Genomic DNA, 12,947 nt, shown 5'->3' on the forward strand with positions numbered 1-12,947 from the left:
GTCTAAATAGAGAAGAAAAATAAATTTTTAACCTTTAATAATCAAACAGATAAATAAAAACAAAGGATCCTGATCTTGATCGAACAAGGATCTTGTGGTGTGGAAAAAGAAATCGCTATGGGTCCCAAGGTTGCAGAGAAAGTCATCATAAACTGCGGAGATAATCACCAATTTCATTGCCGAAGTTCGCTAAGCTTTCGCCTAACCCAGTACCAATGCGACACTGATAAACGTAGCCTATATTAGCGTCGTTGATCGTTGTGCATTGCCCACACTGATTGCGATATTTTTAATCTCGATACAAGGAGAGCGTGATGAAAAAGGTGGCTGTGATCTTATCTGGCTGCGGCGTGTTTGACGGCGCAGAGATCCAAGAGACCGTATTATCGCTGCTAGCACTAGAACAAAACGATGCGCAATGGCAGTGTTTCGCACCAGATATCGATCAGCACCATGTGATCGATCATCGTACTGGTGAGCCGATGAACGAAACGCGCAATGTGCTCACCGAAGCCAGCCGTATTGTTCGTGGTGAGATTCTTCCGCTTACCGATTTAAACGTCGATGACTTCGACGCCTTACTGGTTCCCGGTGGCTTTGGTGCAGCCAAGAACTTGTCAGACTTTGCTTACAATGGCGATCCGGTGCAGGTACACCAAGATATGTTTGCGGTTTGCCAAGCTTTTATGCGTGCAGAAAAGCCCGCCGGTTATATGTGTATCGCGCCAATCATGATCCCGCAGATCTATCCAAAAGGTGTAAAAGGCACCATTGGCAATGAGCCCGATATCGCTGCCGCCTTTAATCGGATGGGCGGTGAACATATTGAGTGTCCGGTATCAGATTATGTATTAGATCAGCGCCACCATCTCCTGTCCACGCCCGCCTATATGCTGGCGACGTCAGTACTGGATGCTGCCAGTGGGATCAATCGGATGGTGAAAAAATTGGTAGAACTCGCCTAAGACACGCTCATCCGCACAGAAACGCAGCAGAGAAAAAGAAAAAAGCGACGCCGAGATGGGCGTCGCTGTAACAAGTGAGCGCAAAAACAAAGCTGTTATCAGAACAGTTTGCTGGCCCCAATACACTGGAAGCAATGTGAGCAATGTCGTGCCTTCAGGAACGTCGTGTCATGTCCCTGAGTGCAGGTTAATAATAACCATTCTCATTATCGTTAATCAAGAAGAAAATACGTTTATTTTTTATTCGCTGTACATTTATTGATCTGCTTCTCAAAATAAAGCCGGTAATCGGTAAACAGACATAAAAAAAGAGCCGCGATGCGACCCTTTGTTATTTTATCGATTAAGACGTCTGCTGCACCGCCCCCGACGGCGTCACCTGTGTGATTCGTCGAATAATCACATTGAGCAACACCCCGTACATAGGAATAAACAGCCCCAAACTAATAATCAGCTTAAAGGCGTAGTCGACCAGGGCAATTTCAACCCAGTGCTCCGCCATAAAGGCATCTTGGCTTTGGTAAAACGCAATCGCAAAAAAGGCGAGCGTGTCTGAGGCATTACCAAACAAGGTAGAACAACTCGGTGCCACCCACCATTGGCGCTGCTGGCGTAAGCGATTGAACACATGAATATCTAAAATCTGACCCAGTAGATAGGCCATAAAGCTGGCAATCGCAATCCGAGCCACCGTGAGATTAAACGTGCTCAGTTCCGCGAATCCTTGGTAACTGCCCTGATAAAACAAGACGGATAACACATAGGAAATCAGCAAAGCTGGCATCATCACGAATAAAATGATGCGACGCGCTAATCCAGGGCCATAAATTCTGACAGTCAGATCGGTAGCCAAGAAAATAAACGGAAAGGTAAATGCTCCCCAGGTGGTGTGGAAACCCCAAACGGTAAAAGGGATCTGCACCAAGTAATTACTGGAGGCAATAATGATAAGATGGAATATCACGAGGTAACTCAGCGCTTTACGCTGCTGAGCGAGAGAAAAGTGGCTCATAGTGCACCTTTTTGTTATTGGGGGCGAGGGAACCCAAAATACTTAGCTACCTATCAACAGGCAGCGCGAGGTGGCGAATTATACAGCAATCAATCGACGGTGCCAGTGTAATTTAAAGAGGCGGATGACGTATCCACCAGCGCCGCAAGAAGGCTATCACTTCATCACCATCACTCTCCAATGGCTCCAACCATACGCTCTGGGTGTAATGGGCCGCTTTGAGCATCAGACGCGTGCCTTCAAAGTCAATTAGCCAGGTCATCATGTCGGCGTCTTGCTGGCTTTCCAGTACTTGAGCTTGTAACACGTCAAGCAATGGCTGACAGATAACCTCGGCATTATCCGCATCCAGCTGTGGCTGAGAAAATGCCAAGGCACAGTCTGATTCAATCAAAGGCCAATTACTCGGTACCATAACCGTACTCACTGATGCCAAGGTGATCGTCAATTAAATCTAAAAACGCATCGCCGAATTTTTCCAGTTTGCGCTGGCCGACGCCACTGACCGCCAACAGCTCAGCGTGTGAGGAAGGCAGCATCTCGGCCATTTCCATCAAGCTGGCATCGTTAAACACCACATACGGTGGAATATCTTCCTCATCGGCAATCGCTTTACGTAACTTACGCAACTTGGCAAATAGCTTTTTGTCGTAATGGCGCTGACTCAGCTTATTGGCTTTGGTGCGTGGGCTGAGGCCGATACGTGGTACCGCCAATTCAAGCGCCATTTCGCTACGCAATAGTGGCCGCGCTTGTTCAGTTAACTGCAGTACCGAGCTACGGGCAATGTTTTGCACCAGATAACCGCGATGGATCAATTGGCGAATAATGCTTACCCAGTATTCATGGCTCCACTCTCGCCCAATGCCATAGGTAGAGAGCTTGTCATGGCCATGATCTTTAATGCGCTGATTTTGCATCCCGCGCAACACTTCCACCACATACCCGACCCCGAAGCTTTGGTTAACACGGTACACGCACGACAGCGCTTTTTGTGCTTGTTCGGTGCCATCAAAATGAGTGGGCGGGTCGAGGCAAATATCACAGTTGCCACACGGGGTTTGGCGGTTTTCGCCAAAGTAGTTCAGGAGCACTAAACGGCGACAGGTTTGCGCTTCGGCAAACGCGCCCATCGCAGTCAATTTATGGCTTTCGACCTGCTTTTGTGGCCCCTCGGGCTTTTCTTCCAAACAGCGATGAAGCCACCCCATATCTGAGGGGTCGTACAACAACACCGCTTCAGCCGGTAGTCCGTCTCGTCCGGCACGGCCGGTTTCTTGATAGTAAGACTCAATATTGCGCGGCACATCGTAATGCACCACAAAGCGAACATTGGGCTTGTTAATCCCCATGCCAAATGCCACGGTTGCCACCACAATATTGACATCATCACGTTGGAACGCTTCTTGCACCGACCCGCGCGCCTCAGTGGTCATGCCGGCATGGTAAGCAGCGGCGAGCATATTGTTGTCGCACAGTTTTTGCGCGACCTGCTCAACCCGCTTGCGACTATTGCAATACACAATGCCTGACTGACCGCGTAGGCCAGTTAAAAAATGTACCAATTGCGCTAAGGGTTTATGCTTTTCTAATAGCGTGTAACGAATATTCGGGCGATCAAAGCTGCCCAGATGCACTAGCGGATCGTTCAGGGTAAGGCGAGATAGAATGTCCTCGCGCGTGGTGGCATCCGCGGTCGCCGTCAGCGCCATCACCGGCACATCGGGGAAATGCTGTTTCAGCTGACCCAAAGAGGCGTATTCGCGGCGAAAGTCATGCCCCCACTGGGAAATACAGTGCGCTTCATCCACCGCCACTAATCCAAGTTGCCAATCACTTAAGCGATGAAGAAAATCACGGCCCAGGGCACGCTCAGGCGACACGTACAGCAGTTTCACTTCGCCATGGTTTAAGGCGCGCAAAATCTCCGCTTGCGCCTCGGGGGTCATCGCCGAGTTTAAGCAAGCCGCCGTGACGCCATTGGCATTGAGCTGATCGACCTGATCTTTCATCAACGAGATCAAAGGCGAAATCACCACGGTCAAACCAGTACGTACCAACGCAGGGATCTGATAGCACAGTGATTTCCCGCCTCCGGTTGGCATAATCACCAAGGCATCACGGCCAGCAATCGCCGCGTCAATCACCGCTTGCTGACCCTCGCGAAACTGATGATAACCAAACACCGCTTTGAGTACCTGGTGGGCAGGACTCGTGGCAGGGTCAATGGTAGCGGCGTCGGTCGCCGTTGGTGTATAGACATGAGCGGGGGTGGCGGACATAATCAAGCTCGTTACTCAAACTGGCGCTCATTCTACCGACACCCTCTGACTGATGAAACCCTGAGCACTAAGAAAGGTGCTTGCGCCGGTGCTTACAACTTGTTACATCTAGTCAACATGCATGAATACGCGTTCATTCCTTATCGATACCCATAACGAGAAAACACCGTGATTCCAGATCCGAAACGCGCCCGCCAAGGCGTGCTATTAGCCCTTGCAGCTTACATTATGTGGGGAATTGCCCCTATATACTTTAAAACGGTCAACCATATTCCGGCGCCAGAAATCTTGTCGCATCGGATTATTTGGTCGTTTGTCTTTTTGGCATTGCTGCTGTTTTTTACCCGTCGTTTTTATCAGCTTAAACCGATTATCCGCGAGCCAAAAAAGCTGTTGATGTTGATGCTCACCTCTTGCTTTATTGGCTGTAATTGGCTGATTTTTATCTGGGCGATTGTTAATAACCGCATGCTGGATGCCAGCCTTGGCTACTACATTAATCCACTGGTGAACGTGGCACTGGGGATGATCTTTCTTGGTGAACGTTTCCGTCGTCTACAATGGCTTGCCGCCGCGCTGGCGTTGGTGGGGGTATTGGTACAATTGATGACCTTTGGCTCACTGCCTTGGATAGCCCTAGCGCTGGCCACCAGCTTTGCGATTTACGGCTTACTGCGCAAAAAAATCAACTTACCGGCGGTGCCGGGTCTGTTTGTGGAAACCTGCACCCTGCTTCCTGTGGCATTGATTTATTTATGGCAGTTTGCCGACAGCCCCAGCGCCAACCTGTTCGATAACCCTATCAATCTCAATATGTTGCTTGCTGCTGCCGGCTTGATCACCACGATACCTTTGTTGTGTTTTACCGGTGCCGCGACCCGCCTACCTTTGACGGTATTGGGCTTTTTCCAATACATCGGCCCAAGCTTAATGTTTTTACTCGCCGTCGGCTTGTATGACGAACCCTTTACCCCAGATAAAGCCACCACCTTTGCCTTTATTTGGGCCGCCTTGGCGATATTTAGCGTTGATGCCTATCAGAACAAACGACATCAAGTCACCAACATTAAACGTGCCGCGTTATCAATAGGAAAACCAGAATGAACGAGCTGACTATTCTCGCCACGCTGGCGGGGGTACATATGATTGCGCTGCTCAGCCCCGGGCCCGACTTTGCCTTGGTGCTCCAAAATGCGACCCGTTATGGCCGTGCCACTGGCTTGGCGATTGCGCTGGGGTTATCACTCAGTATTTTGGCACACACAATATTGAGCATTACCGGCATCAGTCTATTGGTGCATCAGCACCCGCAACTGTTTATGTGGGTACAGGTGGCGGGGGGCAGTGTACTGATGTATTTAGGCCTTAGCGCCATTAAAGGTTTGCTCGCCGCCACCACAGCGCCAGTGCAAACCGCCAATGATGCGCCTGCGGTACGCGGCCAAAAACAGGCCTTTTGGAAAGGGGTGCTGACCAACCTTTTTAACCCGAAAGCCTTGGTGTTTTTTATTTCGTTGATGAGTACCTTGGTACCGGCCAGCATGTCTGCCAGTGGCAAAGCCATGGCCGTGGCGGTGGTGTTTCTGCTTTCATTAGGGTGGTTTTCTTCGCTCGCCTGGCTGCTATCAGGCAGTCGCGTACAGCAAGTGCTCACCAAAGTCGCCCCAGTTATCGATGGCCTGTGTGCGTTGTTGTTTTTGCTGCTAGGTGGCGCGGTCGTGTGGCAAGCCGGCGTGTTCGGCTAACGCCACGGCTGCAAAAATGCAGGCGATGGCGCAAATACCAATACGCCCAGCCGAGGCTGGGCGTATATTACGTTTTGTGGCGTTAAGCAGCGGGGATTAAAGCGCTTCCAGTTTAGCGTACTGAGTTACCAACCACTTGATCCCTTCTCCATTAAAGGCGACTTGCACGCGGCTTTGTCCGCCACTGCCTTCAAAGTTGATGATGGTGCCTTCACCAAATTTAGGGTGTTGCACCCGCTGACCTAAACTAAACCCGGTTTGGTTAAAGTTCTCCTGAGTCTGCGTTTTGGAAAAACGACCACCGCTTGCAGCAGGGCGTGAGACATTGGCACGCATCCGCACTTCTTCCAAGCAGGCCTCGGGCAGCTCACGAATAAAGCGCGAAATCTTATGGAACATGTCTTTGCCGTACACACGGCGCATTTCTGCATAGGTCAGATAGAGTTTTTCCATCGCTCGCGTCATGCCGACATAGCAAAGGCGACGCTCTTCTTCTAAGCGGCCCGCTTCTTCGGCTGACATCTGGCTGGGGAACATGCCCTCTTCCACCCCAACCATAAAAACCAAGGGGAACTCGAGGCCTTTGGCACTGTGCAAGGTCATCAATTGGACCGCGTCATCAAACTCGTCCGCTTGGCCTTCACCGGCCTCAAGGGCGGCGTGGGCCAAGAATGCCGACAGCGGTGTCATCCCTTCCGCTTCCGCCTCTTCGGGTGGCGTAAATTGGCGCGTGGCCGTCACCAACTCTTCCAAGTTATCGACGCGTGCTTGCGCTTTTTCGCCTTTTTCTTGCTCGTACATGGCGCGCAAGCCAGAGTGACGGATCACGGCATCAGTTTGTTGATACAGTGCCATGTCACGGGTGTCATCTTCTAGCGCATTGACCAGCTCGATAAACCGGCCCAATGCATTGGCCGCACGCCCTGCCAGCGCTTTTTCGGCCAAGATTTGCTCGGCAGTGTGCCATAAGGTTTGGCCACGATCGCGCGCCGCACCACGAAGCGTCTCAAGAGTGCGATCACCAATCCCTCGAGTGGGCGTGTTCACTACTCGCTCAAACGCCGCATCGTCATTGCGATTCGCCATCAAACGTAAATACGCCAGCGCATCTTTGATTTCTTGGCGTTCGAAAAAGCGCATACCGCCGTAGATACGATAAGGCAAGCCAGCTTGAATTAAGGCTTCTTCCAGCACCCGGGATTGTGCGTTGTTGCGGTATAAAATGGCGCTATCAGTGAGCGCACCGCCTTCGTCTTGCCAGGTTTTGATTTTCCCGACCACAAACCGCGCTTCATCTAGCTCATTAAACCCGGCATACACCGAAATAGGCTCGCCCTCTTTGCCCTCGGTCCACAGGCTTTTGCCCATCCGGTCGGCGTTGTTTTCAATCAGGGTGTTCGCCGCTTGCAAAATCGTACTGGTCGAGCGGTAGTTTTGCTCCAAACGGATAGTCTGCGGGGTGGTGAAATCGTCCAGAAAACGCTGAATATTTTCGACTTTTGCGCCACGCCAGCCGTAAATGGATTGGTCGTCATCGCCGACAATCATCACTCTAGCCTGTTGACCGGCCATCATGCGTAGCCACGCATATTGGATGTTGTTGGTATCTTGGAACTCATCCACCAAAATGTGCTGGAAACGTGCTTGATAGTGTTCGCGGATCACCGCTTTATCGCGCAATAACTCTAAGGTTCGCAGCAAGATCTCGGCAAAATCGACCAAACCGGCGCGATCACAGGCTTCTTGATACGCCTGATAAATCCGTAGCCAAGTGCTTTCAACCGGATCATGGCGGGTATCAATGTGCTTGGGACGCAAGCCTTCATCTTTTTTGCCATTGATGTACCAACTCGCTTGCTTGGCGGGCCAGTGTTTTTCATCCAAGTTTTGCGCTTTAATTAACCGGCGCAGCAAGCGCTGCTGGTCGTCTGAATCAAGAATTTGGAAGTCTTGTGGCAGGTTGGCGTCCAAATAGTGGGCACGGAGAATACGATGGCAAATGCCGTGGAAGGTACCACACCACATGCCCGAGGCCGTGCCTTGCATCAATTGCTCAATACGGCCACGCATTTCGGCTGCTGCTTTGTTGGTAAAGGTCACCGCCATCACCGAGAATGGTGACGCTTCTTCCACCCGCATTAGCCAAGCCATACGATGAACCAGCACCCGTGTTTTACCACTACCGGCCCCGGCAAGCACTAAATGGTTGCCAAGCGGCGCGGCTACGGCGTCACGCTGTTTGTCGTTGAGTCCGTCAAGAAGAGTTGATACGTCCATCGCCACCTGCCATTTTACTGGGTATTTATACACTGGTTGGCGATTATACCAGCTCAGCGCTAAATTGCGCGCCCGATAACGATCAGCGCTTCAACCGAGTGAATGGTGGAAATATCAGTACTATGAGTAATATCGGAGCTATGAGTAATACCGGTAGTATGCGTAATATCGCATAGCAGTATCGCGGCCTAACGGTGCCACTGCTGAATTAAGCTATCGAGTTCAGATAAATCATCGATCGCCACATCCGGCAAGGTGCGCCCTTTGTGCATCATGGGTGATTGCCGCTCTGGGCGAATCCAGCATGCTTGCATGCCCGCTTGACGCGCGCCGGCAACATCCGAACTTAAGTGATCGCCCACATGTAAAATACGCGCCGGGGCGATGCCCAAGGCCTGCACCGCCTTATCAAACATCTCGGGACTCGGCTTGGCCGCACCGTGTTCACCGGCACGGAAAATGTGCTGGAAAAACGGCGTTAGACCAATCGCATCGGTGTCGACGTTGCCGTTGGTGATGGCCACCAATGGCAGTTTCTCGGACCAGGCTTTTAAGTAAGCCAAACTTTGTGCCGGCGGAGTAAAGTCACTGCGATATCCGCAAAAGAAGGTCGTCGCCGCTTGAGCTTGTGCGCGCGCCTTCTCCGCGGTTAAACCAACATGTTCACCGGCAAGCGTCAGCTGGGCAACCCGCATCGCGGTCACATCAAAGCGTTGTGCTGGGTTCTGGTCGCGCGCTTGGCGACGAAACCCCGCCATCGTCGCGTTATCAAGCGCCGCAATTGGCGGACAATGCTCGCGCAAATAGTCAGTTAACGCCGCCTCGGCGCGTGCGATCACCGGCCAGTTATCGTACAAGGTATCATCCAAGTCAAAACTCACCGCATCAAACGCCTGTAAGCGACGATAAAATTTCATATCACGACTCCGAGTTCGGTTTTTTATCTGGACCTGATTTGCGCGCTCTGGGATGCGCGGCATCGTACACTTTCGCCAAGTGTTGAAAATCTAAGTGGGTATAAATTTGTGTGGTGCTCAAATCGGCATGGCCGAGCAGCTCTTGCACGGCACGCAGATCCCCCGAAGACTCCAACATATGGGTGGCAAAACTGTGGCGCAATTTATGGGGATTAATATGACTATTGACCGACTGCTTTTGCCCCCACTCTGCCATGCGTTTTTGCACGCTCCGATGCGAGATACGCTGGCCGAGCTTAGAAATAAACAGCGCGTCTTCTGGGCCTTTGAGGAGCTGATTACGTACTTTGAGCCAGTTCATCACCCAGGTTTTTGCCATGCCGGAAAAAGGCACAATGCGCTCTTTTTCTCCTTTACCGATGACACGTAAATCCCCTTTGCGTACTGAGACATCACGGACGTTAAGATCCACCAGCTCGGCCAAACGTAGCCCCGCGCCATACATCAGTTCCATCATCGCCCGATCACGCACCGACAAAGGATCGTCTTCGTCCACTTCGAGCAGCTGATGCATTTCATCCACATCCAAATTTTTCGGGAGATGACGGCCTTGTTTCGGCGCCGAGACCCCTTTGGCAGGATTGGCGGCAAGCTGTTCGTCTTGCACCAGATAGTCGAAAAAGCTACGCAGCGCGGACAAACGTAAAGCAATACTGCCCGGTTTCAGCCCATCACGTTTGGCTTGGCTCGAAATTTGTCGCACCCAGTCAGCATCAACATCGGTCCAGTGAGCGATGCCGCGCGCGGTCAGAAAGTCGACAATTTTATCTAGCTGGCGCTGATAATTACGCTGAGTATGCGCACTGAGACCGCGCTCGCTCAGCTGATATTGATAAAAGCGGTCAAGAGGGACCGTCAGTGAACGGGGAGCAGCTTGGTCAGACGTTACCGCGGTCACTGACGCTCACCTCTTTTTGCCCATTGGCTACATAAGATGGCTAAGTGCGAGGCCAGTTGTTCAATAAAGAGCGTATCCATTTCTGGCTGAAAGTGCCCGCCATCTGCACTGGCAAAGCTCAACAGCCCCCACTCTTTGCCTTCCCCTTTAATCGGTACCAGCGCAAAAGAGCCGAGCTCCGGTGGCGTTGCCATCACCGCTTCCGCATCCACACGGCGCAAACGGCCCAAATAGCAACGGCGGCCAGCAAAGTGATGGTTTTTTAATTGCTCCACCACCTGACGCGACATAGTCTGCAGGCCGTCGATAGGCGCATACACCCGTAAGCTAACGCTCAGTTGCAGTTGTTCGCTAATTGCCGTTAACGCTTTTTGCACCGCCTGCGGTGTGTCGGCACGCAACAGGGCCTGATGCGCCTCGGCAAAAGCACGAAACAAGGCATCGTTTTTCGCCCCTAGGCTCATTAGCTGGGTAATGTCTTCTTCCAGCTCCGCCACCCGTTCACGCAGGCGCTTGAGTTGAATTTCGACTAAGGAGACTGCCCCTTGTTCAGCGTGCGGGATGGTTAACCGCGCCAGCAAATCACGCTGACGCAAAAAAAAGTCAGGATTATCAGTTAAATACTCGGCTACTGCTTCCTCGCTCAACGGCATGGTTTCCAATGTGGTGGCGTCTATCCCGTGATTCATAATTGCAATTGTCCATCATATACATGTGTTGCAGGCCCGGTCATCGATAAAGGCTGGCCCGGACCACGCCAGAGAATCCGTAACTCCCCGCCCGGTAGCGTGACGGTGACTTGCTCATCCAACAACCCTTGATCGATCCCTACCGCTACCGCGGCACAAGCGCCACTGCCGCAAGCCTGAGTCTCTCCGGCGCCGCGCTCATACACCCGAAGCTTAATCGCATTACGAGAAAGGATCTGCATAAAGCCGGCATTCACACGCTCGGGAAAGCGCTCATGATTTTCAAGTAGCGGCCCCAGCGTCTCGACATCCGCCGTATCAATATCATCGACCACTGTGACGACATGTGGATTTCCCATACTCACGGCCCCGACAAATAAAGTCTGTTCCGCTACGCGCATCAAATAAGTCTTTTCTTGTGAATTAGCCCGAAACGGGATCTTGCCCGGCGTGAAAATAGGCTCGCCCATATTCACCCGCACCTGGTTGTCGTTCTCAATATGTAGCCGCATTTTTCCCGCTTGGGTGCTGACATTAACTTGATATTTATTAGTGAGCCCTTTCATGCGCACAAAACGGRCAAAACAACGCGCGCCATTGCCACATTGGGCAACTTCAGACGCATCAGGATTAAAAATTCGATAGTGAAAGTCGGTTTCCGGATCATAAGGCGGCTCCACCACCAGTAGTTGATCAAAGCCGATACCCCGATGACGATCGGCTAAACGCCGGATAAGATCCGGGGAGAAAAACGCATTTTGTGTAACACAGTCAACCACCATAAAGTCGTTGCCCAGTCCGTGCATTTTTGCAAACTGTATCTGCATGCCAATCCTTATTCTGGTAGGCGCTTTTCAAGTTGCCACAGTGACGCCAAGCTTTCACGCTCACGCACTAAGTATGCGTGTTCACCGTCGACAACGATTTCGGCAGGACGACAGCGCGAATTATAGTTAGAGGCCATCACAAAGCCATACGCACCCGCTGAACGCACCGCCAACAAATCATCTGGGACTAATACTAGCGAGCGATTCTTACCTAAATAATCTCCGGTTTCGCACACCGGCCCCACTAAATCGTAGGTTTTGGGCTCTCCTTGACGCGGCACCACCGGAATAATTTCTTGGTAAGCTTGATACAAGGAAGGACGAATTAAGTCGTTCATACCGGCATCAATAATGGCAAAATTCTTATGTTCGCTGTGTTTAAGAAATTCCACCTTGGTAAGCAAGACGCCGGCATTAGCAGCAATGGCACGGCCTGGCTCAAAAATCAGCTCAAGATGGCGATGCTTATCCAAACGCGCCAGCAACGCTTTGGCATATTCCGAAGGCTGCGGTGGTTTTTCATCACTGTAGGTCACCCCGAGGCCGCCACCAACATCAAGGTGGCGAATCTGAATGCCTTCTTGCGCCAAAGTATCAATTAAGGCCAACAGGCGGTCTGTGGACTCAATAAAGGGGGTCAGATCCGTTAGCTGCGAACCGATATGGCAATCAATACCTTCCACCTTCAGATGGGGCAAACTGGCAGCATAGCGAAAACTATTTAGCGCTTCCCCGAAAGCAATGCCAAATTTGTTTTCTTTGAGGCCCGTGGAAATATAAGGGTGCGTATTGGCATCAACATCCGGATTAATGCGCAGAGAGATTGGCGCCTCGACACCCAGTTCGCCCGCCACTTGGTTTAAGCGGTCAAGCTCAGAGTGTGATTCGACATTGAAACATTTTATCCCCACTTCCAGCGCTCGCCGCATTTCAACCGCCGTTTTACCCACACCTGAAAATACGACCTTCGCCGGATCGCCGCCTGCAACCAAGACGCGTTCCAATTCACCTTGCGACACAATATCAAAACCCGATCCTTGCCGAGCCAGAATATCTAATACGCCAATATTTGAGTTCGCTTTCACGGCATAGCATACAAGATGTGGATGATCGCCCACAGCACAATCAAAAGCATGCCAATGGCGCTCCAAGGTCGCGCGCGAGTACACATACAATGGCGTGCCGTAATCGTTGGCAAGCTGAGCCAATGGCAATGATTCGGCCCATAGCTGGCCGTCGTCCTGATAATTAAAGTAATCCAAGGTGTTCGTCCCT

At 51.5% G+C, this 12,947-nt stretch carries 12 protein-coding genes; 3 read left to right on the forward strand and 9 right to left on the reverse strand.

Going from position 1 to position 12,947, the window contains the following annotated elements; all coding sequences use genetic code 11:
- The first annotated feature begins 314 nt into the window (after nucleotides 1-314).
- On the forward strand, nucleotides 315-965 hold the full coding sequence (gene elbB, locus BZG77_RS11800; protein ID WP_077647382.1) for an isoprenoid biosynthesis glyoxalase ElbB: 651 nt from the start codon (nucleotides 315-317) through the stop codon (nucleotides 963-965).
- A 343-nt stretch (nucleotides 966-1,308) separates the two neighbouring features.
- Here the strand turns inward: elbB and BZG77_RS11805 are convergent, their stop codons facing one another.
- The 3 genes from BZG77_RS11805 to recQ form a co-directional block, all read right to left on the reverse strand.
- Nucleotides 1,309-1,977 carry a 7-cyano-7-deazaguanine/7-aminomethyl-7-deazaguanine transporter gene (locus tag BZG77_RS11805; RefSeq protein ID WP_021022149.1) on the reverse strand — a complete coding sequence of 223 codons (669 nt, stop codon included), beginning with the start codon at nucleotides 1,975-1,977 and terminating at the stop codon, nucleotides 1,309-1,311.
- Nucleotides 1,978-2,089: 112 nt separating this feature from the next.
- A complete protein-coding gene (locus BZG77_RS11810) occupies nucleotides 2,090-2,392 on the reverse strand; it encodes a DUF3630 family protein (protein ID WP_077461686.1) in 303 nt (100 codons plus the stop codon).
- On the reverse strand, nucleotides 2,379-4,259 hold the full coding sequence (gene recQ / locus BZG77_RS11815; protein WP_077647383.1) for an ATP-dependent DNA helicase RecQ: 1,881 nt from the start codon (nucleotides 4,257-4,259) through the stop codon (nucleotides 2,379-2,381). The genes BZG77_RS11810 and recQ overlap by 14 nt, the downstream gene beginning before the upstream one ends.
- Before the next feature lie 171 nt (nucleotides 4,260-4,430).
- Between recQ and rarD the strand changes: the two genes are divergently transcribed.
- On the forward strand, nucleotides 4,431-5,363 hold the full coding sequence (gene rarD, locus BZG77_RS11820) for an EamA family transporter RarD (protein ID WP_077647404.1): 933 nt from the start codon (nucleotides 4,431-4,433) through the stop codon (nucleotides 5,361-5,363).
- Nucleotides 5,360-6,004, forward strand: coding sequence for a LysE family translocator (locus tag BZG77_RS11825; protein WP_021022154.1), 645 nt, complete (start codon nucleotides 5,360-5,362; stop codon nucleotides 6,002-6,004). Before rarD ends, BZG77_RS11825 begins: the two co-directional genes overlap by 4 nt.
- 96 nt (nucleotides 6,005-6,100) lie before the next feature.
- On the opposite strand, the gene uvrD is transcribed toward BZG77_RS11825, so the two are convergent.
- The 6 genes from uvrD to lysA form a co-directional block, all read right to left on the reverse strand.
- Nucleotides 6,101-8,281: a DNA helicase II gene (gene uvrD / locus BZG77_RS11830; RefSeq protein WP_077647384.1), complete on the reverse strand. Its 2,181-nt coding sequence runs from the start codon at nucleotides 8,279-8,281 to the stop codon at nucleotides 6,101-6,103.
- 188 nt (nucleotides 8,282-8,469) lie between these two features.
- Entirely contained in the window at nucleotides 8,470-9,198 is a 729-nt protein-coding gene (locus BZG77_RS11835; protein WP_158011445.1) for an HAD-IA family hydrolase, read from the reverse strand.
- A 1-nt stretch (nucleotide 9,199) separates the two neighbouring features.
- The gene (gene xerC / locus BZG77_RS11840; protein WP_077647386.1) at nucleotides 9,200-10,156 is read right to left on the reverse strand and encodes a tyrosine recombinase XerC; all 957 of its coding nucleotides are present in this window, start codon (nucleotides 10,154-10,156) and stop codon (nucleotides 9,200-9,202) included.
- Nucleotides 10,153-10,845, reverse strand: coding sequence for a DUF484 family protein (locus BZG77_RS11845; RefSeq protein ID WP_077647387.1), 693 nt, complete (start codon nucleotides 10,843-10,845; stop codon nucleotides 10,153-10,155). Before BZG77_RS11845 ends, xerC begins: the two co-directional genes overlap by 4 nt.
- Nucleotides 10,842-11,672, reverse strand: a complete 831-nt coding sequence (gene dapF / locus BZG77_RS11850; RefSeq protein ID WP_077647388.1) for a diaminopimelate epimerase — start codon at nucleotides 11,670-11,672, stop codon at nucleotides 10,842-10,844. The genes BZG77_RS11845 and dapF overlap by 4 nt, the downstream gene beginning before the upstream one ends.
- A gap of 8 nt (nucleotides 11,673-11,680) precedes the next feature.
- Complete coding sequence (gene lysA / locus BZG77_RS11855; RefSeq protein ID WP_077647389.1) at nucleotides 11,681-12,934, reverse strand: diaminopimelate decarboxylase; 1,254 nt, start codon at nucleotides 12,932-12,934, stop codon at nucleotides 11,681-11,683.
- Between the last annotated feature and the right edge of the window lie 13 nt (nucleotides 12,935-12,947).

This window comes from Salinivibrio sp. IB643 (assembly GCF_001996105.1).
Lineage (GTDB): Bacteria > Pseudomonadota > Gammaproteobacteria > Enterobacterales > Vibrionaceae > Salinivibrio > Salinivibrio costicola.